26 protein-coding genes, 1 tRNA gene and 2 pseudogenes are annotated in these 24,991 nt (G+C 72.4%); 9 read left to right on the forward strand and 20 right to left on the reverse strand.

The window, feature by feature from the left end:
• Window positions 1-414: 414 nt before the first annotated feature.
• On the forward strand, window positions 415-1,038 hold the full coding sequence (locus I6J71_RS18410) for a zinc-binding dehydrogenase (RefSeq protein WP_239155001.1): 624 nt from the start codon (window positions 415-417) through the stop codon (window positions 1,036-1,038).
• A gap of 103 nt (window positions 1,039-1,141) precedes the next feature.
• On the opposite strand, the gene I6J71_RS18415 is transcribed toward I6J71_RS18410, so the two are convergent.
• The 13 genes from I6J71_RS18415 to selD all read right to left on the reverse strand — a co-directional run bounded on the left by I6J71_RS18415 (window position 1,142) and on the right by selD (window position 10,907).
• Window positions 1,142-1,870, reverse strand: a complete 729-nt coding sequence (locus I6J71_RS18415) for a metallophosphoesterase (RefSeq protein WP_204095830.1) — start codon at window positions 1,868-1,870, stop codon at window positions 1,142-1,144.
• Window positions 1,867-2,676, reverse strand: a complete 810-nt coding sequence (locus I6J71_RS18420; RefSeq protein WP_239155003.1) for a BON domain-containing protein — start codon at window positions 2,674-2,676, stop codon at window positions 1,867-1,869. Before I6J71_RS18420 ends, I6J71_RS18415 begins: the two co-directional genes overlap by 4 nt.
• A gap of 2 nt (window positions 2,677-2,678) precedes the next feature.
• Complete coding sequence (locus tag I6J71_RS18425) at window positions 2,679-3,728, reverse strand: NAD-dependent epimerase/dehydratase family protein (protein WP_204095831.1); 1,050 nt, start codon at window positions 3,726-3,728, stop codon at window positions 2,679-2,681.
• Window positions 3,729-3,757: 29 nt separating this feature from the next.
• Entirely contained in the window at window positions 3,758-4,870 is a 1,113-nt protein-coding gene (locus I6J71_RS18430) for an aromatic acid exporter family protein (RefSeq protein ID WP_239155005.1), read from the reverse strand.
• Between the two features lie 4 nt (window positions 4,871-4,874).
• Complete coding sequence (locus I6J71_RS18435; RefSeq protein WP_204095832.1) at window positions 4,875-5,297, reverse strand: DUF4383 domain-containing protein; 423 nt, start codon at window positions 5,295-5,297, stop codon at window positions 4,875-4,877.
• 54 nt (window positions 5,298-5,351) lie between these two features.
• Window positions 5,352-7,124: a complex I subunit 5 family protein gene (locus tag I6J71_RS18440; RefSeq protein WP_239155007.1), complete on the reverse strand. Its 1,773-nt coding sequence runs from the start codon at window positions 7,122-7,124 to the stop codon at window positions 5,352-5,354.
• 1 nt (window position 7,125) lies between these two features.
• Entirely contained in the window at window positions 7,126-7,467 is a 342-nt protein-coding gene (locus I6J71_RS18445; RefSeq protein WP_204095833.1) for a sodium:proton antiporter, read from the reverse strand.
• Window positions 7,464-8,189: an MnhB domain-containing protein gene (locus tag I6J71_RS18450; protein ID WP_204095834.1), complete on the reverse strand. Its 726-nt coding sequence runs from the start codon at window positions 8,187-8,189 to the stop codon at window positions 7,464-7,466. The genes I6J71_RS18445 and I6J71_RS18450 overlap by 4 nt, the downstream gene beginning before the upstream one ends.
• Window positions 8,186-8,419, reverse strand: coding sequence for a hydrogenase subunit MbhD domain-containing protein (locus I6J71_RS18455; protein WP_204095835.1), 234 nt, complete (start codon window positions 8,417-8,419; stop codon window positions 8,186-8,188). The genes I6J71_RS18450 and I6J71_RS18455 overlap by 4 nt, the downstream gene beginning before the upstream one ends.
• On the reverse strand, window positions 8,416-8,715 hold the full coding sequence (locus I6J71_RS18460; RefSeq protein ID WP_204095836.1) for a monovalent cation/H(+) antiporter subunit G: 300 nt from the start codon (window positions 8,713-8,715) through the stop codon (window positions 8,416-8,418). The genes I6J71_RS18455 and I6J71_RS18460 overlap by 4 nt, the downstream gene beginning before the upstream one ends.
• Window positions 8,712-8,963: a monovalent cation/H+ antiporter complex subunit F gene (locus tag I6J71_RS18465; protein ID WP_204095837.1), complete on the reverse strand. Its 252-nt coding sequence runs from the start codon at window positions 8,961-8,963 to the stop codon at window positions 8,712-8,714. The genes I6J71_RS18460 and I6J71_RS18465 overlap by 4 nt, the downstream gene beginning before the upstream one ends.
• Complete coding sequence (locus I6J71_RS18470; protein WP_204095838.1) at window positions 8,960-9,412, reverse strand: Na+/H+ antiporter subunit E; 453 nt, start codon at window positions 9,410-9,412, stop codon at window positions 8,960-8,962. The genes I6J71_RS18465 and I6J71_RS18470 overlap by 4 nt, the downstream gene beginning before the upstream one ends.
• A gap of 493 nt (window positions 9,413-9,905) precedes the next feature.
• The gene (gene selD, locus I6J71_RS18475; protein ID WP_370542161.1) at window positions 9,906-10,907 is read right to left on the reverse strand and encodes a selenide, water dikinase SelD; all 1,002 of its coding nucleotides are present in this window, start codon (window positions 10,905-10,907) and stop codon (window positions 9,906-9,908) included.
• Window positions 10,908-10,961: 54 nt separating this feature from the next.
• Between selD and I6J71_RS18480 the strand changes: the two genes are divergently transcribed.
• From I6J71_RS18480 to I6J71_RS18520, 8 genes and pseudogenes are all read left to right on the forward strand, one after another.
• Window positions 10,962-11,056: transfer RNA gene (locus I6J71_RS18480), tRNA-Sec, on the forward strand.
• A gap of 12 nt (window positions 11,057-11,068) precedes the next feature.
• Complete coding sequence (gene selA / locus I6J71_RS18485) at window positions 11,069-12,358, forward strand: L-seryl-tRNA(Sec) selenium transferase (protein ID WP_204095840.1); 1,290 nt, start codon at window positions 11,069-11,071, stop codon at window positions 12,356-12,358.
• The gene (locus tag I6J71_RS18490) at window positions 12,349-14,070 is read left to right on the forward strand and encodes a selenocysteine-specific translation elongation factor (RefSeq protein ID WP_204095841.1); all 1,722 of its coding nucleotides are present in this window, start codon (window positions 12,349-12,351) and stop codon (window positions 14,068-14,070) included. Before selA ends, I6J71_RS18490 begins: the two co-directional genes overlap by 10 nt.
• A 106-nt stretch (window positions 14,071-14,176) precedes the next feature.
• The gene (fdh, locus tag I6J71_RS18500; protein WP_239155009.1) at window positions 14,177-17,398 is read left to right on the forward strand and encodes a formate dehydrogenase; all 3,222 of its coding nucleotides are present in this window, start codon (window positions 14,177-14,179) and stop codon (window positions 17,396-17,398) included.
• Window positions 17,391-18,230: a 4Fe-4S dicluster domain-containing protein gene (locus I6J71_RS18505; protein ID WP_204095844.1), complete on the forward strand. Its 840-nt coding sequence runs from the start codon at window positions 17,391-17,393 to the stop codon at window positions 18,228-18,230. The genes fdh and I6J71_RS18505 overlap by 8 nt, the downstream gene beginning before the upstream one ends.
• Window positions 18,227-19,144, forward strand: a complete 918-nt coding sequence (gene nrfD, locus I6J71_RS18510) for an NrfD/PsrC family molybdoenzyme membrane anchor subunit (RefSeq protein ID WP_204095845.1) — start codon at window positions 18,227-18,229, stop codon at window positions 19,142-19,144. Before I6J71_RS18505 ends, nrfD begins: the two co-directional genes overlap by 4 nt.
• A 44-nt stretch (window positions 19,145-19,188) precedes the next feature.
• Window positions 19,189-19,635 (forward strand): SRPBCC family protein, encoded by a 447-nt coding sequence (locus I6J71_RS18515; RefSeq protein WP_204095846.1) that lies wholly within the window; start codon window positions 19,189-19,191, stop codon window positions 19,633-19,635.
• A 54-nt stretch (window positions 19,636-19,689) separates the two neighbouring features.
• Window positions 19,690-20,107 (forward strand): annotated as a pseudogene (locus I6J71_RS18520) (CBS domain-containing protein).
• A 91-nt stretch (window positions 20,108-20,198) separates the two neighbouring features.
• Here I6J71_RS18520 and I6J71_RS50830 read toward each other — a convergent pair.
• The 7 genes and pseudogenes from I6J71_RS50830 to I6J71_RS48375 all read right to left on the reverse strand — a co-directional run.
• Window positions 20,199-20,417 (reverse strand): annotated as a pseudogene (locus I6J71_RS50830) (hypothetical protein); the annotation flags it as partial.
• A gap of 86 nt (window positions 20,418-20,503) precedes the next feature.
• Entirely contained in the window at window positions 20,504-20,785 is a 282-nt protein-coding gene (locus I6J71_RS18525) for a hypothetical protein (RefSeq protein ID WP_204095847.1), read from the reverse strand.
• Window positions 20,786-20,843: 58 nt separating this feature from the next.
• Window positions 20,844-21,455, reverse strand: a complete 612-nt coding sequence (locus I6J71_RS18530; RefSeq protein ID WP_204095848.1) for an endonuclease — start codon at window positions 21,453-21,455, stop codon at window positions 20,844-20,846.
• A 10-nt stretch (window positions 21,456-21,465) separates the two neighbouring features.
• Window positions 21,466-23,166: a cytochrome c oxidase subunit I gene (gene ctaD / locus I6J71_RS18535; RefSeq protein ID WP_204095849.1), complete on the reverse strand. Its 1,701-nt coding sequence runs from the start codon at window positions 23,164-23,166 to the stop codon at window positions 21,466-21,468.
• Window positions 23,167-23,234: 68 nt separating this feature from the next.
• Complete coding sequence (locus I6J71_RS18540; RefSeq protein WP_204095850.1) at window positions 23,235-23,900, reverse strand: GPR1/FUN34/YaaH family transporter; 666 nt, start codon at window positions 23,898-23,900, stop codon at window positions 23,235-23,237.
• 44 nt (window positions 23,901-23,944) lie between these two features.
• Window positions 23,945-24,439: a hemerythrin domain-containing protein gene (locus tag I6J71_RS18545; RefSeq protein WP_204095851.1), complete on the reverse strand. Its 495-nt coding sequence runs from the start codon at window positions 24,437-24,439 to the stop codon at window positions 23,945-23,947.
• Window positions 24,440-24,512: 73 nt separating this feature from the next.
• Window positions 24,513-24,734, reverse strand: a complete 222-nt coding sequence (locus I6J71_RS48375) for a hypothetical protein (RefSeq protein ID WP_239155011.1) — start codon at window positions 24,732-24,734, stop codon at window positions 24,513-24,515.
• Window positions 24,735-24,991 lie beyond the last annotated feature (257 nt).

Below are 24,991 nucleotides of genomic sequence, written 5' to 3' on the forward strand. Positions count from 1 at the left end.
CCGCAGCGCGATCTGCGGCACCGACCTGCACCTGGTCCGCGGCGCGGTGCCGGGGATGCGGCCCGGTGGACGGCTGCAGGCCGAGTACGCCCGCGTGCCGTTCGCGATGACGACGCTGGTGCGCATCCCCGACGCGGTGTCGGACGACCGGGCGATCCTGCTGGCGGACATCTTTCCGACGGCGTGGTTCGGCGCCCGGCTCGCCGAGGTGTCGCGCGGGGGTCGCCTCGGGGCCACCGAAGAAGCACGTGCCCGCGGCGGGGCCATGGGGGTTCGCGCGGTCGCACTGCGCGTAGTACCCGGCGCGGCGGTACGAGTACGTGCCACAGCCGATGGTCGACGGGATCACCACGCGGTCGCCCGGCGAAAAGCCGCGCACGCGGGTCCGACGTCCTCGACCACGCCGACGGCTTCGTGGCCGAGGAGCGTGCCTTCGACGGCGTGCTCGTGCTCGGTGCCGGCGTGGTGGGCCAGTTCGCGATCGCGTCGGCCAAGCGCCAGGGCGCCGGCCGCGTGTTCGCCCTCGACCGGATCGCGTCCCGGCTGGAGCACGCACGCGCGCAGAACGCCGAAACCGTGAACTTCGACGACGAGGACCCGGTGGCGGTGATCGGCGAGCTCACCGGGGGGATCGGCGTGGACCGCGTGATCGACGCGGTGGGGGGCGACGCGGAAAGCCCGACGACCGGCTCGCCCCCACCGGCGGACTGGACGCCCGGCGGCGCGCCCGCGCAGGCCGCGCGCTGGGCCGTGGGCGCCGTCGCGAAGGCCGGCAGCATCGGCGTGATCGGCGTCTACCCGCCGGGCTTCGACGAGTTCCCGTTCGGGTTGGCCATGAACAAGAACCTGACTCTGCACATGGGCAACTGCAACCACCGCCGCTACCTGCCGGACCTGCTGGAACTCGTCCACTCCGGCGTCGTCGACCCGCTGAGGTTCATCACGCAGCACGAGAAGCCGACGGCCGCGATCGAGGCGTGCGAGACCTTCGACCGCCGCGAGGAAGGTTGGCTGAAGACGGTGCTGGACGTCGCCTGAGCCCCGCTCGACGGGCGGCCGGCGCGAGGGCCGGCCGCCTGCCCGCAACTCGCGGTTCCGCTTTCAGGCTACGGGGTTCAGGACGCTCGTTCAGGACGCTCGTTCAGGACAGAGTGGCCGGTTCGCGAGCGACCGAGTAGATCGCGTACGCCGACCGCAGCACCGGCTGCGCGACGTTGCGCACGCGCACCCCGCCGGGGGTCACGCCCTGTTCGGTGCCGAAGTGGGCGTGGCCGTGGAGCGCGAGGTCGGCGCCGACCTCGTCGATCGGTTCGCACAACAGGTACGAGCCGAGGAACGGGTGGATCTCCGGCGGTTCCCCGTGGAGCGTGCCCGGGATGGGGGAGTAGTGCGTCAGCGCGACGACGACGTCCGTCCGGAGACTCACCAACGCCTCGCGGAGGCGGGCGGCGGAGTCCATCGTGTGCTCGACGAAGTCCTTCATCTCGCGTTCCCCGAAGTGGCTCGCGCACTTGCCGGCGAACCCGCCCCCGAAGCCCTTCACCCCGGCTACACCCAGTGTGCCGCCGGGCAGGTCGAAGGTCGCCGCGTCGCCTTCGAGCACGGTGATGCCCGCCTCGGCGAGCAGGGCGGCCACGACGTCCTGGCGGTCGCTGTGGTGGTCGTGGTTGCCGAGCACAGCGGCGACGGGCACGGGCAGCCCGGCGAACTCCTCGGCGGCCACCTGGGCCTCCGCGAGGCTGCCGTGGCGCGTGAGGTCACCCGCCAGCAGCAGCACGTCCGCGTGCCCGGCGAGCCGGTCCAGCGCTGGGCGCAGCAGGCCGCGTGAGTCCTCGCCCAGGTGCACATCTCCGACGGCGGCGATCCTCATCGGCCCATCTCCTCGGCGTGGGCGGGCTCGCGGACCTCCGCCACCCGCACGTCGTTGTGCACCAGCTCGCCTGTGAGGTGCTCGGCGACGACCCGGGCCAGCTCGTCGCGCCGGGACGCGCAGGTGACCTCGCCGGTGAGGTGCACGTGGTCCCCGCGCACCGTCACGTGCACGCCCAGCTCGGCGGTCCGGGGGTCTTCGGCCAGTGCCCGGCTGAGCCGGGCCACGAGGTACTGCGGTGGTTCGTTCATCGGTTCGTCCTCTCCGTCGATCACGGACAACGCGGCGAGCAGTGACAGGAACGCCCGCGCGTACGGCGAGGCGGCCGTCTGCGCCGCGACCGAATGCCAGTCCACCTGCTCCCGCAGGTCCCGCGCGATCCCGAGCACCGGCGCGAAGTCGCAGTGGTGCGCGTCGAGCACGAGGATCTTGTGCACCAGCAGGTCCGTCGCGGACACGACCGGTGCCTCCGTCGGGCCGATCCGCATGGGCGTGGCCCGGTCGAGCAGCTCGTCGGTCACCGGCCACTGGTTGGGCCGGAAGACGAGGTCGACGAGCCGGTCGCCGTCGTAGGCCTTGGTCAGCCAGTCCTCGGGCGGGTGCACTGGGCGCATCCCGGCCCCGGCGAGCGCCGCTTGCGCCCGCGGGGCGTCTTCCTCCCGCAGGAACAGATCCACGTCGTGGTCCGAGGGTGGGCCGCCGCGCGCGTAGACGGCCAGCCCGCCGGCCACGGCGTACCGGATCCCGGTCGGTGCCAGTGCGGTCACGACCCGGGTCAGGCTCTGCAAGAGCGCTTCGACATCCACGGTCAGGGCCGTTGCCCGACGCCGGATCCGAGCTCGCTCGCCCGGGTGTTTTCACCGGCGAGCTGCGGGGTTCCTCCGCCACTGCCTTCGCGCAGGCCGCGCAGGAATTCGCCGAGGGTTTCGGCCGCCGAGTGCACCGGGCGCCAGTCCAGTTCGGATCGCGCGCGCGTCGTGTCCATCAGCGGCAGCCGCAGCACGGTGTCGAACAAGCCGGGAGTCGCGGGCACGAGGTGCAGCCGCCACGCGGCGGCCAGCGCGGGCCGGACGAGCCACGACGGCACCGGCACGAGGCGGGCATCGAGCAGGCTCGCGAGGAAAGCGGGGTCGACGACGTCGTCCGTTGCGATGTTGAACGCGCCGGAGACCGGGCGCAGCACGCACCGCCGGACGGCATCGGCGAGGTCGTCGCTGTGCACGACCTGGAAGCGCAGCCCCGGCACGTCCGGCACCACCGGCACGAGGCTCGGCCGCAGCAATGAGCCGGGCACGAACGGTCCCGCGAACAACCGCCGCTGTTCCGGTGAGGCCGAGCGCTGGAACACGAAGCCCGGCCGCACGCGGACGGCGCGCAGCCCGGGGTGCTCGCGCTCGAACGCGTCGAGACACCGCTCCACGTAGGCCTTTTCGCGCGGGTACGCCGCGGCGGGCCAGCCGTGCGTGGGCCAGTCTTCGGCGACCCGCCGGTCACCCTCACCGGGCGAGTAGGCGCCTACCGAAGACGCGTACACGAGCGTGGGAACTCCGGCTTCGGCCGCGGCCTCGAAGACCCGCAGCGAACCGTGCACGTTGGCTTCCCAGGTGAGGTCCGGGCGGTGCGTGGGCTGGAAGAGCCACGCGAGGTGCACCACGGCGTCGGCGCCGCGCAGCGCGAGCGTGAGATCGTCGCGGGTCACATCGAGCGGCACGTATTCGGTCTTGGGCGGCGGGTGCGCCGCGGGCCGGCGCTCGATGCCGACGACGGACCCGACGGCGGGGTCCGCGGCGAGCGCACGAACCACCGCGGTGCCGAGGTTGCCGGTCGCGCCGGTCACGACGATCCGTTGGCCAGTCATGGTCCCGGGTTAGCCCCCGCCGGGCCGGGCTAATCGTCCAGTCGCTGCAGCAACCGGCGGGCGGGCAGCGCCATCGCGCCGAGGCCGAGGGTCGCGGTCACGCCGTCGCGCGAGGTGACCAGGCGCTCCTCCACCTCGGCGAGCAGTTCGCGGCAGCGAGTCAGGTCCACGGTCGCCCCGGGGGCGGTCGTGGCGCGGACGGCGTGCGCCAGCTCCCGCAGGAGATCGGCGACCGTGTCGCGCGCCTCCGGCCACGGGTACAGGAACGGTTCGTGACCATGCGAGGCGGTGCGCACTGAGTCCACGAGCTGCTCCACGGGCGGCCACAGCGATGCGAGGGTCCGGAGTGGACGGTCGTGGACCAGCCCGGCGCGCGGGCGGCGCCGGCGGAAATTGAGGTAGCGGTCCTCCTGCGTCAGCAAGGCCGCGTCGTCGGCTTCGCGGGCGAGACTGCGGACGTCACGGATCTGGCCGAGCCACTCGTCGAGGTCTTCCGGCGGGTCGTCGGTGCGCACGACGCCGGCGGTCGCTTCGACCAGGTCGGCGATGGCGTGGGCCAGACGGTGGCCCGCGGCGGCGAGCCGTTCCCCGTGCAGGGGCGGGAAGAGCAGCACGTTGACGGCCAGCCCGATGGCGGCGCCGAGCGCGGTTTCCAGGAGGCGGTCGCCGAGCAGGCTGAGGTCCCGCGCCGTGCCGTAGGTGACCACCAGCATCCCGGTCACGCCGACCCACACCCCGGAACCGCCGAAGCGGCGCCACCCGCCGACGAGCAGGCCGGCGAACACGACGACCGCCAGCGCCCAGGTGAGGCCGGGCACCACCGCGGACACCACCGCCGCGAGCAGGACGCCGGTCGCGACCGAACCCACCTGCTGCAGCCAGTTGCGCAGGCTGCGGTACACCGTGACTTCGATGAGGAAGATCGCGGCGTACGGGGCCAGGAACGGCTGCGGCAGGCCGAGCACCAGCCCCGCGAGCAGCCACGCCGCGACCGCCGCGACGGTCGCCTTCGCGGCCTGGACCAGCGCGCGGCGTTCGGATCCTGGCAGGCGCAGCGCCCGCGCGAGCCAGCCCAGCGGGGATCGGTCGTCGCGCAGGAACGCGCGCAGCTTCCCGAGCGTTCCCGGCCGGCCGTCGGGCACGGCGTCAGCGCTGGGGCGCCGCCGCGCGCACCCGGCCGCCGGCGAGGACGACCGCAAGGGCGACGAGGGCGGTGAGGCCGTGCAGCCAGTTGTCGGCCCAGTTGATGTTCACCGGGTCTTCGTCCACCGTGCTGAACGTCGCCGAGAGGATCCCGTACGCGGTCAGACCGGCGAACGCGACGAACACGAACCAGCAGTAGCCGATGGTCCCGGACAGCTTCCGCGCCGCGAGCAAGCCGAGCAGGCCGACCGCGGTGTGCACGATGTTGAGCACGGTGCTGGTGCTGAATAGCCAGACCGTGCGCGTCGTGTCGTGTCCGAGGTGGGCCGTCTCCGGCACGAAGAACCCCGTGATGCCGAGTACGAGGTAGACGAGCGCGACCACACCGACGATCAGCCTCGGCCAGGAACGTGGGGTGTCTGCCATGGTTGCCTCCCTTCCCGGCCCGGCGGTTACCCCACCCGTCGGCTCGTACACGCCTCACCACCAGACCAGTGCCGCGAACGCGGCCACCCCGGCGAGCAGCCACGCCACGTAGTCGCCGACGTGCCCCGAATGGGCCCGGTGCAGCAGGTGCACACCGGAGCGCACGGCCGACGGTGCCCTCCCGCGCGACCACAACCCCGCCGCTGCGATACCCGCGGCGAGCACCACCGACGCCGCGGCGCCGATCAGGCCCGGGGTGGTCCACGCCACCTCCGCCGGCTCGACCGCCGAAGGGGGCAGGCCCGGGAGAACGTCGTGGAAGTACCCCGTCGGATCGGCTGCCTGCCCGCCCGCGAGCGCCGCCGTGTCGCGCAGCCACGCCAGGGTGCCCGCGGCGAGGGCGGCCAGCAGCAGGAGCACCACGGCGGCGAACATGGGAGCGGGGGTGCGGCGGATGGGCCGGCGCGTCTCGGGCTGCTCGCCGCCGCCGGTGGACCGGTCACCGGAGTCTCCGGACGGCGCGTGGCCGAGTCCGAAGTAGACCCGCAGCCCGGCCCTGACCGCCGTCCCGGCCGTCAGGGCGGAAACCGCGACGAACAGCACGGAAAGCCATTCCGGCAGCGCGTGTTCCGTGATGTCCTTGCCCAGCGCGACACCGAAGGGCGGCAGGCCCGCGAGCGCGAAGGCAGCGACGAGGAACAGCACGCTCTCGACCCGCGAGTGCCGGGCGCGGCCGGCGAGCTCGTCTTCGTCGACGCTGCCGTAGCGGTTGAGCAGTACCCCCACCAGCAGGAACAACGCGCCCTTCGCGCCGGCGTGCCCGTACACGGACAGGGTGAACCCCGTGCCGGGTTCCACGGCCGTCAGCCCGCACAGGAACAGTCCGGTGTGGGCGATCGTCGAATACGCCAGCATGCGCTTGAGGTGCCGCTGGGTCAGGCACAGCGCCGAGCCGAGCATCGCCGTGACCACGCCGAGCACGAGCAGCGCCCGGTTCACGGCGGCGTCCGGGGGAGCGGTGGCGAAGACCGTGGCGCGGACCCGCAGCACGCCGTACAGCCCGAGCTCCACCATCACGCCCGAGAACAGCACGCACACCGGCGCGGGCGCGACCGCGTGCGCGTCGGCGAGCCAGAAGTGGAACGGCACCGTGGCGGCCTTCACGAGCAGGCCCGTGCACACGAGGACGAACGCGGCCACCACCAGCGCGTCGGAGCCGTGGCCGGCGAGCGCGACGCCCAGCTGCGCGAGCCCGAGCTGCCCGGCGCGCGCGTAGAGCAGCCCGATGCCCATCAGCGTGAAGTAGGCGCCGAGGGAGTTGACCACACCGAAGTTCAGCGCGCCCTGCACCGAGTCGGCTTCCTCGACGCGGTAGCCGGTGAGCGCGTACGCCACCCCGCTCATCAGCTCGAAGAACACGAACATCGTGAACAGGTCGCCCGTCACGAGGAACCCGAGCACACCGGTGAGGAACAGCAGCACCATCGCGTGGAAGCGCGCCTCGACCGCGTCGAAGTAGCGCCAGCTGTAGAGCAGCGCGCAGCACGTGAGGAAGGCCGCGAGCAGGGCCAGCGCCGCGCTGAGCTGGTCGGCCACCAGGACGATCCCGACCGTGCGCGGGCCGGTGGGCCGGTGCCCGCCGAGCCAGTCGACCACGCGGCCGTGGCGGGTCGCGGCCACCAGCAGCGCCGCCAGGACGGTCACGGCCACGGCGGCCGCTGTCGCGAAGAGGTCCGCGGCGAGGCGCGGCAGGAAGCCGCCGACCCCCAGCAGCAGGCACGCCGCCAGCAGTGGCACGGCGACGAGCAGCACGGGGACCACGGACATGTCAGCCGCGCAGTGCCTTGAGTTCGTCGGGGTCGACGGTCCCGTGGCGGCGCGAGATCTGCACGGTCAGGGCGAGCAGCAACGCGGTGATCGTGGCGGACACGACGATGTCGGTGAGCGTGAGCGCCTGCACCGTCGGGTCCACGATCGGCGTCGCCTGCCCGGGTGTGACGATCGGCGCGCCGGCGCCACGCTGGTAGCCGATCGCGAGCAGCAGCACGTAGGTCCCCGACTGCGCGACCGACAACGAGACGACCGTGTGCACGAGGTGGCGGCTGCGCACGATCCCGAGGCAGCCGAGCAAAAGCAGCCACGCGGCCACGCCGTAGCAGGCCGCGGTCACCGGCTCTCCTCGTCCGCGTGGCCCAGCGCGTGGGCGAGGAACCGCGACAGCAGCACCACCACGCCCGCGGCCACCTCGACGCCGACGATGACGCTCAGCACCGGCACGGTCCCCGCAGACAGCAACGAGCCGAAGCTGCCCAGCGGCAGCACGTTCGCGAGGAACGACCCGGTGACGAACAGCCCGGCCAGCCCGACGAGCACGTACGCGGCGGTGGCCGCGGCTTCGGCGTACTCGAGACTGCCCAGCGGCCGCAGCTTCAGCAGCGCCGGGTAGCTGCCCGACAGGTAGAGCAGGTGCCAGCCGGTGGCGAGCACGACGCCGCCCTGGAAACCGCCGCCCGGGGTGAGGTGGCCGTGGACGATCACGTCGAGCCCGAGCAGCGCCGCGACCGGCAGCAGCAACCAGCCGGCGAAGCGGACGGCGGGCATCACCTGTCCGGGCGGGTCGGGAACCTTCCGCCGCGGCGGCTGGAGCAGCGCGAGCACGCCGACGACCGCGGCGGCGACGATCGTCTCTTCGCCGAGCGTGTCCAGCGCGCGCAGATCGAAGTTCACCGACGACACGAGGTTCGGCGTCCCGGCGCGCAAGGCGGCCGGCAGCACGAGGTCACGGTAGGGGTGAACCGCGCCGCCCGCGGCGGGCATCTTCGTGAACGCGGCGGCGAGCACCGCCGCCACCCCGGCGGCGCCGGCGAACCCGACGACGTCGCGCGCCCTCACCGGCCCACCTTGCGCAGGGTCAGCAGCACCAGCAACGGCAGCACCGCGGAACCCACGGCGAGCTCGGACAACGCGACGTCCGGCGCCTGGAAGACGACGAACAGGATCGTCAGGCACAAGGAGAACACCGACAGCGTCACGGCCTGGCGCTTCGGGTCGGCGGTGAGCACGACCGCGGTCGCGGAGACCGCCACGAACGCCAGCGCCACCAGCAGCACAGCGGTGTTCACGACGGCAGGTCCTCGTCGGTGAGCTCGCGCCGGTTCGCTTCCAGCCGCGCGGTGGCCGCCTGCAGCACCGGTCCGGTCACCGCGAGCAGCACCACCACCGCGACGATCGCGCCGGAGCCCAGGTGCCACCCGTTGGTCAGCACCAGTCCGGCGCCGATGAGCGGCGCGCCCAGCGTGGTCACGGGGGACAGCAGGTGCAGGCGCGTGAACAGGTCGCGGGCCCGCAGCATCCCCACCGCGGACAGCAGCACCACGGCCACCCCGGCGAACACGAGGACCTGCGCCGCGACCGTCACCGCGCACCCAGCAGGCGGACGAAGACGAGCGTGCCGGCGAACGCCAGCACCACCAGCACGAGCGGCAGGATGATCGCGCTCGACGGGCCGTACGCCTGGATCAGCAGCAGGAGCACGAGCACGGTGACCGCGCCGGCCAGCTCCAGGCCCGCGAGCCGCTCGACGGCATCGCCCCGCGCGGCCAGCCACAACCCCGGCCCGAGCCCGCCCGCGAGCAGGACCAGGGCCGCGAGCAGCAGCCACGTCACCGGCTCACCCGCCGCAGCACCGCCGAACCGCCGCCCGGCAGGCGGTGCACGAGCAGCCGCCCGCCGGCGTGTGTGACGACCATCGTGCCCGGCGTGGAGCCCAGGACCATCGTCGCGGCCGCGATCCGCGCTTCCCGCGTCGCTCCCGGTTCACGCGGGAGGGTGGTGTCCTCGACCTCGCCGACGGAGGGGTGCCGCGCGACCGTGGCCAACGTCAGGACGGCTTCGCGCACCGCGGTCAGGGGGACCCGGGCCGGCCAGGCCAGCCAGCGGGCTCGGAACCGCCAGTCACCACGCAGTGCCTTCCGCGCCGCGCGGGCAACCCACGCGCAGGCGAGTGCGCCGAGCGCGCCGGCCACCACTTCCGCCGGTGCGGGCGAGGACAGGGTGAGCAGCCAGAGGCCCGTGAGACCCAGCCACCACCCCAGCACCTCGGTCACCGCGCGCATGCCGCGGGTTTTCCCAGCCCCACCGCGCGCCAAACCTCAGCCTGGCGGCGGCGGAAGAGCCGTCCGAGCGCCGAGCGATCGGTCCGCCGGCAGGAGCTCGCCGACGACCGGATCGGCGGCACCACGGCTGCGCATGAGGTAGCCGGTGTGCGGGTGACCAGGCGGCGGTGGGGCCGGCGCGCCGAGCCATTGGTAGGTCGGCCCCTATTGCGTGTTCGCCTCGGGCAAGAGTTCCCACGATGACCAGGTCAGCCGGGCACGAGTGAAGCCGGCTCGGTTCAGCCGGTGATCGGCGGCGCTGGTGGGGCTGCCGGTGAACGTGCCCATGGCCGCTCAGCAGGCCGCCGTGTTCCTCGGCGGGCAGCACAGACGCTGTGCCGCTCGAGCACCGGCCCGGCAGGCGCGCGGAAGCGGGCCGGGCCAGTCAGCCCCTGCCCGGGTGGTCCGGCACCGGTGCCGCACGCGCGGGCAGCCGACCCGGCCGGGCAGGCGCTCAGCCGACGACGACGGTGTGCTCGCCCGCGGGCAGGAGTTCCCCGATCACCGGATACCCCGGCACCTCACCGGCCACCAGCAGCCCGCCGGACGTCTGTGCGTCGGCGAGCAGCAGGGCTTCGGTCTCGTCGATGCCGCGGGCGTCGAGGTGCGGCCTGACCCAGTCGAGGTTGCGCCGGGTGCCGCCGCTCACGTGGCCGGCGGCGAGGGCTTCGCGGGCGCCGTCGAGGTAGGGGACGGCGGCCGGGTCGAGGCGGGCGGTGACGTGGCTGGCGCGGGCGAGCTTGTGGAGGTGCCCGAGCAACCCGAAGCCGGTCACGTCGGTCGCGCACACCGCGCCCGCGGCCAGCGCCGCGCGGGAAGCGTCGGCGTTGAGCGTCGTCATGGTGGCGATGGCGTGTTCGAACCGTTCGCCGGTGGCCTTGTGGCGGGAATTGAGGACTCCGATGCCGAGCGGTTTCGTCAGTGTGAGGGGTACGCCAGGGCGGCCGGCGTCGTTGCGCAGCAAGCGGTCCGGGTCGGCGATGCCGGTGACGGCGAGGCCGTACTTGGGTTCCGGGTCGTCCACGCTGTGCCCGCCCGCGAGGTGGCAGCCCGCGGGGCCGCAGATGTCGAGCCCGCCACGCAGGACCTCCGTGGCGAGCTCGAACGGCAGCACCCCGCGCGGCCAGCCGAGCAGGTTCACCGCGACGACGGGCGTGCCGCCCATGGCGTAGACGTCGGACAGGGCATTGGCGGCCGCGATGCGGCCCCAGTCGTACGGGTCGTCGACGACGGGTGTGAAGAAGTCGGTCGTCGCGATGAGCGCAGTGCCGCCGGACAGGCGGACGGCCGCCGCGTCGTCGCCGTCGTCGAGGCCGACGAGCAGCTCACCCTCCGGGTTTTCGGGCGATTTGCCGGTCAGGCCGCGGACGACGTCCTCGAGCTCGCCGGGCGGGATCTTGCACGCACAGCCGCCGCCGTGCGCGTACTGGGTCAGCCGGTGTTCCACCCGCCCCATCGTGCCCGGGCTGCGCGCGGGCCGCGACCTTGGCAGGATGTCGGCATGCTCCAGGGAGGCGTCTCCGGCCTGGTGGCCGGCGCGGTCTTCAAAACCGTCGGGTGGCAGACGCTGTCGCCGGCGGGTTCGATTCCCGTCCGCCTCCGCCAGGAGCCGCTGCGGTGACCGATCCGCGCCGGGCCGTTCCCCGTACGGACGCGCTGCTCGCCGACCCCCGCATCGCCAAGGCCGCCGAGACGCTCGGGCGCGACCTCGTGAAGTCCGTCGTCACCGCGGCTCAGCAGCGGGCCCGCGAGGGCCGGATCGCGCCGGGCGAGGTCGTCGACGACGTGCTCGCGCACCTGCCGGGGCAGGCGTCCTCGCTGCGGCCGGTCCTGAACGCCACCGGCGTCGTCGTGCACACCAACCTCGGCCGGGCGCCGCTGTCGGCCGCGGCGGTCGAGGCGGTGACCGCGGCGGCGGGCTGCACCGACGTCGAGTTCGACCTCGCCTCCGGCCGCCGCGCGCGCCGGGGCCGGGGCGCGCTGGCCGCGTTGGCCGATGCGGTGCCGGCGGCCGGCGGCGTGCACGTGGTGAACAACAACGCGGCCGCGTTGCTGCTGTGCGCGCTGGCGCTCGCGCCCGGCCGGGAGATCGTGGTCAGCCGCGGCGAACTGGTCGAGATCGGCGACGGCTTCCGGATCCCCGATCTGCTGGCCTCGACGGGCGCGCGCCTGCGCGAGGTCGGCACGACGAACCGCACCTACGCCGCGGACTACGCCGCCGCGATCGGCCCGGACACCGGGTTCGTGCTCAAGGTGCACCCGTCCAACTACCGCGTCACCGGCTTCACGGCCGAAGCTTCCGTCGCCGAGCTGGCGGAGCTGGACGTGTCGCTGGTCGTCGACATCGGCTCCGGCTTGCTCGCGCCGGAGCCCCTGCTGCCCGACGAACCCGACGCGGCCACCGCGCTGGCCCAGGGCGCCGACCTGGTGACGGCGAGCGGGGACAAGCTCCTCGGCGGCCCGCAGGCCGGGTTGCTGCTCGGGGATGCCGCGCTGGTGGAGCGGCTGCGGCGGCACCCGGCGGCGCGCGCGGTGCGCGTGGACAAGCTGACTCTCGCGGCCCTGGAAGCGACCGTGAGGGGGCCGCGGCCGCCGGTTCAGGCAGCCCTGCGCGTGGCGCTGCCGGAGCTGCGCCGCCGCTCGGAGGAGCTCACCGCGGTACTGCGGTCGGCCGGGATCGACGCGGAGGTGCTCGACTCGACGGCCGCGGTCGGCGGCGGCGGGGCACCCGGGGTTGAACTGGCCAGCGTCGCAGTCACCCTGCCCGCGCGCTACGCCGAGGCGCTGCGCGCCGGACAGCTCCCGGTCGTGGGCCGGGTCGTGCGGGACCGGTGCCTGCTGGACCTGCGAACCGTCCCACCGGCCGACGACGCGAAGCTCGCGGAAGCCGTGCGCCGGTGCGGGTGATCGCCACCGCCGGCCACGTGGACCACGGCAAGTCCACACTGGTGCGGCGGCTCACCGGGATGGAGCCGGATCGCTGGGCGGAGGAACGCCGCCGCGGCCTGACGCTCGACCTCGGCTTCGGGTGGACCCGGATCGGCGCCGAGGACGTCGCGTTCGTCGACGTGCCCGGTCACGAGCGGTTCGTGCCAACCATGCTCGCTGGCGCCGGTCCGGTGCCTGCCGTCGTCTTCGTCGTCGCCGCGGACGAGGGCTGGAAACCGCAGTCGGCCGAGCACCTGGCGGCGCTGCACGCGTTCGGCGTCGAGCGCGGGCTCCTCGTGGTCACCAAGCTGGACCGGGCGGATCCGGGACCGGCGACGACCGAGGCGTTGCGCGAGCTCGCGGCGACCTCGCTGGGCACGGTGCCCACCGTCGCGTGCTCTGGGACCAGCGGCGAAGGGCTGACCGGAGTGCGGGCCGCGGTGGGCGAGCTGGTCGCCGGGTTGCCGGTACCGCCCGCGGGCGCCGACGTGCGGCTGTGGCTCGATCGCGCCTTCACCATCCGCGGCGCCGGCACGGTCGTCACGGGGACGCTCGCAGCCGGCACCATCACCACCGGCGACGAGCTCGACCTCGGCGGGACCACGGTGAGCGTCCGGGGCATCGAGTCGCTCGGCACGGAGCGCACCACTGTGCGCGGGGTCGCGCGGGTCGCGCTGAACCTCCGCGGCGTCGACCGCGACCGGGCCCGCCGTGGCCACGCGCTGCTCACCCCCGGCGCGTGGCTCACCACGTCCGAGGTCGACGTCCGCCTCCGCGGCGCCGCTTCGGCCGACCTGCACCGCGAACTCGTCCTGCACCTCGGCACCGCGGCGGTGCCGGTGCGCGTTCGTCCACTCGGGACGGACACGGTCCGGCTGGCCTTGCGCACTCCGCTGCCGCTGCGCGTCGGCGACCGCGGGCTGCTGCGCGACCCGGGCGCCCACCTCATTGCCGCCGGCGCCGACGTGCTCGACGTCCGCCCGCCCGAACTCCGCCGCCGAGGTGCCGCCCGCGCCCGCGGCGCCGAACTGTCCGGCGACCTGGCCCTGGCCTACCTCCGGCGCCACGGGTTCGTGCGGGCCGCGGACTTCCGCGCCATGGGCCTGCCCCCGGCTGGTAACCGCGTCGGCGACTGGCTCGTCGACCCCGGCCGCTTCGCCCGCCTGCGGTCCACGGTGCGCGACGAAGTCGCCGCCTGGAGCCGGGCGCACCCCGTCGCCGCCGGCATGCCGGAAGACGCCCTGCGCCACCGGCTGGGGTTGCCGTCCGCCGACCTCCTGGCCCCGCTCCTCACCGGTCTGGAGACGTCCTCCGGCCTCGTCCGCCTGCCCGGTACGGGCCTCGACCCGCGGGTCGCCTCCGCCCTCGCCCTGCTCGACGAGGACTTCGCGGCGCACCCCTTCCGCGCGCCGGAGACCGACCACCTGCGCGACCTGGGCCTCGGCCGCCGCGAACTCGCCGCCGCCGTGCGCCACGGCCGGCTCACCCCGATCGCCGACGGCGTCTACCTCGCTCCCGGCACCGAAACCCGTGCCGCGGACGCACTCGCCGGTCTCGAGCAGCCGTTCACGGTCTCCGCCGCCCGCCGCGCCCTCGATTCCACGCGCCGGGTGATGGTGCCGCTGCTGGAGCACCTCGACGCGGTCGGCGTCACGGAACCGCTGGGCGACGGAACCCGCCGGCTCCGCTGACGAACCCGAAAGTGTTTGACGATCCCCCGTGCAGGGTAACCGGGCGCGGAAGGTTCCACCGGAAGCGGACCTGCGCCCCGCTCGCGAAGGGATTATGTTGGCACGCATGGGTGTCCGGCAGTGGTTCGAGGGCTGGCCCGTCTACCGGCAGCTGACCGGTCCCGACCGGCTGGCCCGCGGCGCGGCGGCCAAGTCGCGCGGGTCCGAGGAGTGGCACGCGCGCACCGGCGACGCCGATCGCGTCGTGAAGTCCATCTGTCCCTATTGCGCGGTCGGCTGCGGCCAGAATGTCTACGTCAAGGACGGCCGCGTCACCCAGATTGAAGGTGACCCGGACTCGCCGATCTCGCGCGGCCGCCTGTGTCCCAAGGGTTCGGCCAGCAAACAGCTCGTCACCAGCCCCGGCCGGGTCACCGAGGTGCTCTACCGGCGGCCCTACGGCACCGAATGGGAACGCCTGCCGCTCGACGAGGCGATGGAGATGATCGCCGAGCGGGTCCTGCGTACACGCGCCGAAACCTGGGAGGAGACGGACGAAAAGGGCGTGCAGCTCAAGCGCACGCTCGGGTTGGCCAGTCTCGGCGGCGCGACGCTGGACAACGAAGAGAACTATTTGATGAAAAAGCTCTACACGGCGCTCGGCGCGCTCCAGATCGAGAACCAGGCCCGTATTTGACACTCCGCCACGGTTCCCGGTCTGGGGACCTCCTTCGGTCGTGGTGGCGCCACGACGTTCATGCAAGACCTGGCCAACGCCGACTGCATCGTCATCCAGGGCTCGAACATGGCCGAAGCCCATCCTGTGGGCTTCCAGTGGGTCATGGAGGCGAAGGCCCGCGGAGCGAAGATCATCCACGTCGACCCGCGGTTCACCCGCACGAGCGCGCTCGCGCACACCCACGCGGCGCTGCGGGCGGGCTCGGACATCGCGTTCCTGGGCGGGCTGATCAACTACGTGCTCGACAACGAACTGGACTTCCGCGAGTACGTGCTGGCCTACACCAACGCCGCGGCGATCCTGCGCGAGGACTTCCGAGACACCGAGGACCTCGACGGCCTGTTCTCCGGCTACGACCCCGAGCGCAAGCAGTACGACGTGTCGAGCTGGGCCTACGAAGGGGTGCCGACGTTGCCGTCGGCGGGCACCGGCGAGGCCGAGCTCCCCGGTGAGCAGCAGCACGGCGGCGAAGGCCACCAGAGCACCGCACGCGCCGACACGTACGGCAGCGGCGGCGCGGCCGTCGGCGGGAAGCCGCACATGGACGAGACGCTGCAGCACCCCCGCTGCGTCTACCAGGTCCTCAAGCGCCACTTTTCGCGGTACACGCCGGAAGCCGTCGCGGACATCTGCGGTATCCCCGTGCGCCAGTTCCTCGAGATCGCCGAGGCGGTCACGAAGAACTCGACCCGCGACCGGACCACGGCGTGGGTGTACTCGGTCGGGTGGACGCAGCACACGGTCGGCGTGCAATACATTCGTACCGCGTCGATCCTGCAGACCCTGCTGGGCAACATCGGCCGGCCGGGCGGCGGGATCCTGGCGCTGCGCGGGCACGCGAGTATCCAGGGCTCCACCGACATCCCGACGTTGTTCAACATCCTGCCGGGTTACCTGCCGATGCCCCACGCCCACCAGCACTTCGGGCTCGACGACTACGTCGCGACCGACGCCGGCGCCACCGGGTTCTGGGGCAACATGGACGCGTACATGGTCAGTCTGCTCAAGGCGTACTGGGGCGACGCCGCCCAGCCGCACAACGAATTCTGCTTCGGCTACCTGCCGAGGCTGACCGGCGACCACGGCACGTACGCCACCGTCCGCAACCAGCTCGAAGGCATCTGCAAGGGCTACTTCCTCGTGGGCGAGAACCCGGCCGTCGGGTCGGCCAACGGCAAGATGCAACGGCTGGGTCTCGCGAACCTCGACTGGCTGGTGGTGCGCGACCTGCAGATGATCGAGTCCGCGACGTTCTGGAAGGACGGCCCGGAGATCGAGACCGGTGAGCTCTCGAGCACCGAGATCGGTACCGAGGTGTTCTTCCTGCCCGCCGCCGCGCACACGGAGAAAGACGGCAGCTTCACCAACACGCAGCGGCTGCTGCAGTGGCACCACAAGGCCGTGGAACCGCCCGGCGACGCCCGCAGCGACCTGTGGTTCTACTACCACCTCGGCCGCCTGATCCGCGAGAAGCTGGCGGACAGCACGGATCCGCGGGACCGCCCGGTGCAGGACCTGACCTGGAGCTACCCGACAGAGAGCCCCACCGGTGACCCATCGGCCGAGTCGGTGCTGGCCGAGATCAACGGCCACGGCCCGGGAGGTCCGCTGTCGTCGTACACGCAACTGAAGGACGACGGGTCGACGGCGTGCGGGTGCTGGATCTACTGCGGCGTGCGCGCCGACGGGCACAACCACGCCGCCGACCGGAAACCCGGGTCCGAACAGGACTGGGTGGCCGGTGAATGGGCGTGGGCGTGGCCGGCGAACCGGCGCACCCTCTACAACCGCGCGTCGGCCGACCCGGACGGCAAACCCTGGAGCGAACGCAAGAAGTACGTGTACTGGGACTCCGATCAGGGCCACTGGACCGGGCCCGACGTCCCCGATTTCGAGGTGACGAAACCGCCGGACTACGAGCCGCCCACGGGCGCGAAAGCCCAGGACGCGATCGGCGGCGCCGATCCGTTCATCATGCAGGCCGACGGCCGCGCGTGGCTCTACGTACCCGCCGGCCTCGCCGACGGCCCGCTGCCCGCACACTACGAACCGTTCGAGTCTCCGGTGGACAACCCGTTGTACACGCAGCAGCACAACCCGGCGCGCCAGACGATCGACGCGGCGGCGAACCCGTACAACCCGGCGCGCAGCCCGGTCTACCCGTATGTGTTCACCACCTACCGGCTGACCGAGCACCACACCGCGGGCGGGATGAGCCGCACCCTGCCGTACCTGTCGGAGCTGCAGCCGGAGTTCTTCTGCGAGGTCTCGCCGGAACTCGCGGCCGAACGCGGACTGGAGAACGGAGGCTGGGCCACGATCATCGCGGCCCGCACGGCGATCGAGGCCCGGGTGCTGGTGACCGCGCGGATGAAACCGCTGAAGGTCCGCGGCCGCACGATCCACCAGGTCGGGCTGCCCTACCACTGGGGCCCGAACGGGCTCTCGCGCGGCGACGCGGCGAACGACCTGCTGAGCGTGGTGATGGACCCGAACGTGTACATCCAGGAGTCGAAAGTGGCGACGTGCGACATCGTGCCCGGGCGGCGCCCGCGCGGGCCGGCGCTGCTGGAACTCGTCGAGAAGTACCGCAGGAGGGCGGATGGCTGAGTACGGCACGCAGCCGCGGATGGGCTTCTTCACCGACACCACGGTGTGCATCGGCTGCAAGGCGTGCGAAGTCGCGTGCAAGGAGTGGAACGACGTACCCGGCCGGGAGCTGGACCTGCTCGGCACGTCGTACGACAACACCGGCGACCTGGGTGCGAACGCCTGGCGGCACGTCGCGTTCGTCGAGCAGCCCACCCGGCCCGCCGTGGACCTCGGCATGCCGACGGTGGGTGCGCCTTCGCAGGACGGCGACTCGGAAGAACCGGGCGTGCGCTGGCTGATGTCGAGCGACGTGTGCAAGCACTGCACCCACGCCGGCTGCCTCGACGTGTGCCCGACGGGCGCGCTGTTCCGCACCGAGTTCGACACCGTCGTGGTGCAGCAGGACATCTGCAACGGCTGCGGCTACTGCGTGCCCGCCTGCCCGTACGGCGTGATCGAGAAGCGGGAGAGCGACGGGCGAGCGTTCAAGTGCACCCTCTGCTACGACCGGCTCGGCGCCGGCCTGGAACCGGCGTGCGCCAAAGCCTGCCCGACCGACTCGATCCAGTTCGGCGAGCTCGACGAGCTGCGCGCGCGGGCCGACGCCCGGGTGGCCGAGCTCCACGAGTCCGGCGTGGGCGAGGCCCGGCTCTACGGCCGCGACCCCGACGATGGCGTCGGCGGGAACGGCGCGTTCTTCCTCCTGCTGGACGAACCGGAGGTCTACGGCTTCCCGCCGGACCCGGTCGTGCCGACGAAACACCTGCCGCAGATGTGGAAACGCGCAGCGGCCGCGGCTCTCGGCGTCGCGGGCACGCTCGTGGTCTCGTTCCTGGGACGGCGCCGATGAGCCCGCGCGCCGAACGGACGATGGTCGACCCGGTCGAGTTCACGTCGTACTACGGGCAGCCGATCCTCAAGGAACCGGCGTGGAAGCAGCCGGACGTGCCCCTGTACCTGTTCCTCGGCGGCGCCGCCGGTTCGTCGGCGACGATGGCGAGCCTCGCGGACCTGACCGGCCGTCCGGCTCTCGCGCGCGTCGGCCGGCTCGTCGCCGCCGCCGGCGCCGGGGCGAGCGTCGTCGCGCTGATCCACGACCTCGGCCGGCCGGCGCGGTTCCTGCACATGCTGCGCGTGCTGAAGCCGACGTCGCCGCTGTCGGTGGGGTCGTGGATCCTCGCGCCGTTTTCGGGACTGGCCGCGGCGTCGGCGGGGTCGGCGGAAACGGGGCTGCTGCGGCCGATCGGGAAGCTCGCGGGTGCCGCGGCGGGCGTCGCCGGTCCGGCGATGTGCACGTACACGGCGGTGCTGCTGGCCGACACGGCCACCCCGTCGTGGCACGAAGCGCGGGGCCACCTGCCGTTCCTGTTCGCGGGCAGCGCCCTGACCAGCGGTGCGGGCGCGGCGTTGATCGCGGCCCCGCGGGACGAGGTCGGGCCGGTGGTGAGTGCGGGCCTCGTCGGCGCGGCCGCCGAGCTGGTGGTGGCACGGCAGCTCGAACACGGGCTGGGGGTGGTTTCCGAGCCGTACCGGACGGGCCGGGCGGGGAAACTGCTGAAGGCCGCTCGCGGGTTGACGGCGGCGGGCGCCGCGTTGTCGCTGGCCGCGCGGCGCAGCAAGGTCGCGGCGGTGGCCAGCGGGGCGGCGTACCTCGCCGCCGGGCTGTGCACGCGGTTCGGCGTCTACCAGGCGGGCGTGGAGTCGGCGAAGGACCCGAAGTACGTCGTGGTGCCGCAGCGCGAGCGGATGGCCGAGCGCGGGTAGCGTCCGGAGCCGGTGGGTACCCGGCCGGCCAGGAGGTGATCCCCGTGGCCGACTACCACCACAGCGCCACCGTCGATCTGCCGGCGGACGAGCTGTTCGCGTACCTGCGCGAACCCCGTAACCTGCCGCACTACTTCACCCAGATGACCGAGGCCGAACCGGAGGGCGGTGACACCGTCCACGTCGAAGCCGACATCCACGGCGAGCACGTCGAAGGCGAGGCGTGGCTGAAGGTCGACGAAGGCACGCGCACGCTGTCGTGGGGCGCCGAAGGCCCGCACGACTACCGGGGCGAGCTGAGCATCGCCGAGTCCGGCCCCGCCGCGAGCCGCGTGAAGGTGACGCTGCGCAGCGTCCGCGAGGGCTCGGCGGCCGAGATCCAGCGTGGTCTGGAGGAAACGGTCGCGGCACTGGCCCACACGGCGGTGGCGGATTCGGACGTCTCGGCGAGCGAACGCGAGGGCGGCTGGACGGCCGGCCCGGGCGATTAGCCGCGCCCTCCCCGGTTATCCGGAACTTCACCCGTGGACAGAAGGGATTCGGCGATGACAATCGCGCGCGACATCATGACTTCGGACGTCACCTGCGCCCGCGTATCGGACACGGTGTTCGACGCGGCGGGAACCCTGGCGCGCCTGGGGGTCGGCGCCCTGCCCGTGTGCGGCGAGGACGAGCGGCTCAAGGGCATGCTCACCGACCGCGACATCGTGGTGAAGGTCCTCGCGGAGGGCAAAGACCCCCGTGCGGTGCACGTCGGCGAACTCGCCCAAGGGCGAGGCCGTCACCATCGGCGCGGACGACGACGTGGAAGACGTACTGCGGACCATGTCCGAACACCGCGTCCGCCGCCTGCCGGTGATCGACGGCCGGAACCTGGTCGGCATGATCGCCCAGGCCGACGTCGCCCGCGCGATGCCCCACCTCGCGGCGGGTGAACTGGTCGAGGCCCTCTCCTACGACTGACCGGGACTGAGTGAGACGGACTGAGTGCCGAACGCTCTGAGCAGGCCAGACTGATGATGGCTTGGTGGACGTCGGCTCGGCGTTCGGCGCGGATGCGTAGACGGCGGAAGCCTTTGCACCAGGCGAAGGTGCGTTCGACTGGCCGGCGGATGGTTCCAGCCGATCCCGGGGGCCGCTCGTCCGTGCGCTTGCGGCCTGGATAACAGAAACGCCGCTCAGGAACCGGAATCAGCGGTTCAAGCCGAGCCGACAGCCCACCGGGCCGATCTCCACAAGCACCCTGGCGATCTTGCACGCCGCCGCCGCACACGACACCGACACATCGACCTCATTCTGAACTGTGCTCCAAACGCCGAGGTGCCGGGCCCGCCGGGGTCCGGCACCTCGGCACGTCACTCAGCGGATGTCCTCATCCGATGGAACATCGGGCGCGCGCAAATTGCGTTGCGCCGCTTCGGTGGCCGCGTCCGGACGTTCCTCCGCGAGCCGCTCGTCCAAGGGCCGCGGCTCGGCTTGTTCGCGGGGCGTCATGCCGTACTTGTCCACGCCGCTCCAGTGTTCGGGTGAGTCCATGCCCGCTTCGAGCGGGTCGGCCTGCAGTTCGTCCTCGTCGAGGTCCGGCGCGGCGCTCAGGGCGGCCGGGTCGGACTCGGCGGCGGGCCGGTCGGGTTCGCTCACCGGGGAACCCTTCCTCCGTCGCGGAATTCCCGGTGCCGCACAGCTGAAAACCCAGGGGTCAGCGCTTCTTCGTGTGGAAGTTCACCTGCACCAGTGCCGCGGCCAGCCGAGCGAGGTCCGAACCGGACACGCGATCCGCGAGCTTCGCCGGATCGCCGGGCAGCCCGGCCTTCCCGGCGCCCGTCAGCGCCCGCTTGTCGAAGTACGGGCGTACCCACGGCCACACCGCCTGGACCTCCTGGCAGAAGATCTGCGCGCCCGTCGGGCCGATGCGCGGGAACTCCGTGAGCAGTTTTTCGAGTTTCTTCACGGACCCGCCGGCGGCTTCGGCCAGGCCGCGCAGGTCGTCCCGATATCGCTCGCGCAGGAATTCCGCGCTGTCGACCAGGTAGCGGGCCGTGCTCTCGTCGTAGCGGACGTAGTGGCCGCGGCCGAGCGCGTGCACGCGGTCGATCCACTCGGAGTCCCGCATGGCCCGCGGTGTCTTCCAACCCGCCCGCCACAGCTCCTTCGCCGCCTCGATGGCGATGTCCGTGCCGATGCGCGCCGACATCAGCGTGGTCAGCACCAGCAGCTGGTACAGCGGTTGCGGTTTGTCGGCGAGCTTGATGCCGGCCTGGTCCGCGTGCGTGGTGCCGTACTCGGCGAGGACGTCGTCGACCTTGCTCATGCGGTGGCTCCTACATCTGCACGCGGTGGTGCCCGCGCCGGGCGACGTGCTTCTCTTCGTTGATCCGGTCGACCATCGCAGGGTAGTGCAGCTCGAACGCCGGCCGCTCGGAGCGGATGCGCGGCAGCTCGTGGAAGTTGTGCCGCGGGGGCGGGCACGTCGTCGCCCACTCGAGCGAGTTGCCGAAGCCCCACGGGTCATCCACCTCGACGACCTCGCCGAAGCGGTAGCTCTTCACGACGTTCCAGATGAACGGCAGCATCGACGCGCCGAGCACGAACGAGCCGATCGTGGACACGGTGTTGAGCGTGGTGAACCCGTCGGAGGACAGGTAGTCGGCGTAACGGCGCGGCATGCCTTCCGCGCCGAGCCAGTGCTGCACCAGGAACGTCGCGTGGAACCCGATGAACGTCAGCCAGAACTGCCACTTGCCCAGGCGCTCGTCGAGCATGCGCCCGGTCATCTTCGGGAACCAGAAGTAGATGCCGGCGAACGTGGCGAACACGATGGTGCCGAACAGGACGTAGTGGAAGTGCGCGACGACGAAGTACGTGTCGTGCACGTGGAAGTCGAGCGGCGGCGCGGCGAGGATGACGCCGGTGAGCCCGCCGAGCAGGAACGTGACCATGAACCCGGTGGACCACAGCATCGGTGTCTCGAACGAGAGCGAGCCCTTCCACATCGTGCCGATCCAGTTGAAGAACTTGATCCCGGTCGGCACAGCGATCAGGAACGTCAGGATGGAGAAAAACGGCAGGAGCACCGCGCCGGTGGCGAACATGTGGTGCGCCCACACCGTCGCCGAAAGCGCGGTGATGCCGATGGTCGCGAACACCATGAGCCGGTAGCCGTAGAGCGGTTTGCGGCTGAACACGGGAATGATCTCGGTGACGATCCCGAAGAACGGCAGCGCGACGATGTAGACCTCGGGGTGACCGAAGAACCAGAACAGGTGCTGCCACAGGATGGCGCCGCCGTTGGCCGGGTCGAACACGTGCGCACCGAGCCGGCGGTCGGCCTCCAGCGCGAAGAGCGCGGCGGTCAGGATGGGGAACGCGAGCAGGATGAGGATCCCGGTGAAGAAGATGTTCCAGGTGAACAGGGGCAGCCGGAACATCGTCATGCCGGGCGCGCGCAGGCACAGGATCGTGGTGATCATGTTGACCGCGCCGAGGATCGTGCCGAGCCCCGACACGATCAGCCCCATGATCCACAAGTCGCCGCCAACGCCGGGGGAGTGCACCGCGTCCGAGAGCGGCGTGTAGGCGGTCCAGCCGAAGTCCGGCGCGCCGGCGGGCGTGAGGAACGCGCTCAGCACGATCAGGCCACCGAAGAGGTAGAGCCAGTAGGAGAACGCGTTGAGCCGGGGGAACGCGACGTCCGGGGACCCGATCTGCAGCGGCAGGATGAAGTTCGCGAAGCCGAACACGATCGGCGTGGCGTACAGCAGCAGCATGATCGTGCCGTGCATGGTGAACAGCTGGTTGTACTGCTCCTGCGACAGGAACTGCAGGCCCGGGCGGGCGAGCTCGGCGCGCATCAGCAGGGCCATCGCGCCGCCGGCGAGGAAGAACGCCGTCGCGGTCGTGAGGTAGAGCAGCCCGATCTTCTTGGGGTCGGTGGTGCGAACCAGGGCCAGGAACACCGCACCGCGCGGGGAGTGGCGCGGGCTGAGTTTGATCGGTTCCGCCCTGGTCTTCACCTCGGTCACGGCTGACCTCCCGGGTTCGGCGCACTGCTCGAACGAGGGCTACCCGCCCGGGCGCGGCGCTACACACCTCACAGCTGATTCCGAACCCCTGCCTCGTGCGGCAGGCGGGCGTTTTGCCGGGAAAGGTCGCCTTCGAGCGCTTGCCGGGCAGCGGCCCGCCGCAGGATCGGGAGCGTCGTGCGCTGCCGGACGTCTTCGACGAGGAACGCTGTGCCCGCGTAGAGCGCCAAGGCGAACAGCGCGAACGCCACCCAGCCGCCGGCGTGCTCGATCGCGGTGGGCGCTCCGAACTGGTACGCCGCCGACAGGGCGGCGCGCACGGCGGACACGGTGAGCACGATCCCGAGCAACGCCTTGCCCAGGAACGCGACGACGATCAGCGGCACGAGCGTGAGTGCGAAGGCGCCCAGGTAGAACCCCAGGGCGACGCTGGTGTGCTGCTGCGGCGCCACGATGTGCACCACGCCCAGTCCGAGCCACGACGTCGCGAAGAGGCCGAGGGCAGCCGCCGCACCGGTATCGCGGGCGAGGAACGCCATGACGGCGGCGAGGAACTCGAGCGGGAAGACGAAGCCGGCGAGCAGGATGCCGGCCGTGCGCAGCTGGTCGCCGTCCACGAGGCCCAGCCCGATCCCGCCGAGCAGTGCCATGCCGATGCCGAAGCAGAAGAACCCCAGAGGCAACGGGCTCGCGTAGGGCCGGACAGTCACCGCGGGGTGCTCTGGATCGCTCATGATCCCGGCGTACCCGGTGCGGGTGCGCCGAAACCCTTCCGTCCTCAGTGGACGGATGTCAGAGCCGCCCGCGCCCGGTCGACGAACCCGGGTCCGGTCCGCAGGAGCGTGGCCACCTGCGCCCGGTCCGCGATCGCCGGGTGCGGGACGGACACAGCCGCCTTGCGGCGGTCCAGGACCTCGTCACCGAGATCGCGCAGCCGCGCGGTGCTGTAGCGGGCTTTCAGCCGGACGAGGCCGGTTTCCCGCAGGTGCCGCCGGACCGCGCGGATCAGCTGCGAAAGCAGCCACTCGAACCGGGTGTCCTGCGGGCCCAAGCCCTCGAGCCGCCGCATGAGGTCGTCGGCTCCGGCGAGCGCCGGGCTGGGGGAAACGTGGGGCTCTTCGGCCACTTCGTGCCGCACCAGCTGGGCGATCAGGTGGTCCGCCAGCTCCCGGCGGTTCTCGGGGCTGCCGGGCCCCAGCTCGAGTTCGGTGCAGATGCTGCTCAACCGGAGGTGGTCCTCGCTCAAGACGGTCGCGAGGTCGTGGGTGCTCATCGAAATGCTCCAAGCGGGTTGCTGCACCGGGGATACCCGCCGTGGACGCGGTCAACCATCCGGGTGGCTCGGGTCACCGCGCGATCTCGTTGATCGCCCGCGCGACGAGATCCGGTTCGTCCACCGTCACCGTCAGGGCGGGGTGGCGCAGGAGCCCGAACGGGTCGAGTCCCGGCACCGCGTGGTGGAAGCGGATGCACACGCCGCGGGCCGTCGAGGTGCCCAGCGTCAGGCCGTGATCGGCGAGGGAGAGCCGGGGCCCGAGGGCGCGGACCGCGTGGAACGGGCCCGTCACCGTCGCGCCGGCGAGGTTGCCCAGCGCGGTGGTGACGACCCAGGGCCCGAGGCGGACCCGCAGGCCCCTCGGCGTCGAGCTGCAAGCCGCTCCCGGAGAGGAGGCGGCGCAGCCCCGGGCGGGCCGCGAAGCGAGCGAACAGCCGGTAGCGGACGACTGTGCGGCAGGGCGCGTCGAGGACGGGCTTCGGTTCGCGGTCCATGGATCCTCCCGGAAGCGGTGGCCCCTCCTGGCTACCCGGCGGGAATCGCTGAAAA

Source organism: Amycolatopsis sp. FDAARGOS 1241, from assembly GCF_016889705.1.
Lineage (GTDB): Bacteria > Actinomycetota > Actinomycetes > Mycobacteriales > Pseudonocardiaceae > Amycolatopsis.

What these genes read in the sequence shown, in the direction of transcription:
- I6J71_RS18545 (WP_204095851.1), bottom strand. Translation starts at nt 24,439, where the DNA reads ATGAGCACCCACGACCTCGCGACCGTCTTGAGCGAGGACCACCTCCGG.
- I6J71_RS18425 (WP_204095831.1), bottom strand. Translation starts at nt 3,728, where the DNA reads ATGACTGGCCAACGGATCGTCGTGACCGGCGCGACCGGCAACCTCGGC.
- I6J71_RS18540 (WP_204095850.1), bottom strand. Translation starts at nt 23,900, where the DNA reads ATGAGCGATCCAGAGCACCCCGCGGTGACTGTCCGGCCCTACGCGAGC.
- I6J71_RS18415 (WP_204095830.1), bottom strand. Translation starts at nt 1,870, where the DNA reads ATGAGGATCGCCGCCGTCGGAGATGTGCACCTGGGCGAGGACTCACGC.
- I6J71_RS18505 (WP_204095844.1), top strand. Translation starts at nt 17,391, where the DNA reads ATGGCTGAGTACGGCACGCAGCCGCGGATGGGCTTCTTCACCGACACC.
- I6J71_RS18530 (WP_204095848.1), bottom strand. Translation starts at nt 21,455, where the DNA reads ATGAGCAAGGTCGACGACGTCCTCGCCGAGTACGGCACCACGCACGCG.
- I6J71_RS18440 (WP_239155007.1), bottom strand. Translation starts at nt 7,124, where the DNA reads ATGTCCGTGGTCCCCGTGCTGCTCGTCGCCGTGCCACTGCTGGCGGCG.
- I6J71_RS18435 (WP_204095832.1), bottom strand. Translation starts at nt 5,297, where the DNA reads ATGGCAGACACCCCACGTTCCTGGCCGAGGCTGATCGTCGGTGTGGTC.
- I6J71_RS18470 (WP_204095838.1), bottom strand. Translation starts at nt 9,412, where the DNA reads ATGCGCGCGGTGACCGAGGTGCTGGGGTGGTGGCTGGGTCTCACGGGC.
- nrfD (WP_204095845.1), top strand. Translation starts at nt 18,227, where the DNA reads ATGAGCCCGCGCGCCGAACGGACGATGGTCGACCCGGTCGAGTTCACG.
- selD (WP_370542161.1), bottom strand. Translation starts at nt 10,907, where the DNA reads ATGGGGCGGGTGGAACACCGGCTGACCCAGTACGCGCACGGCGGCGGC.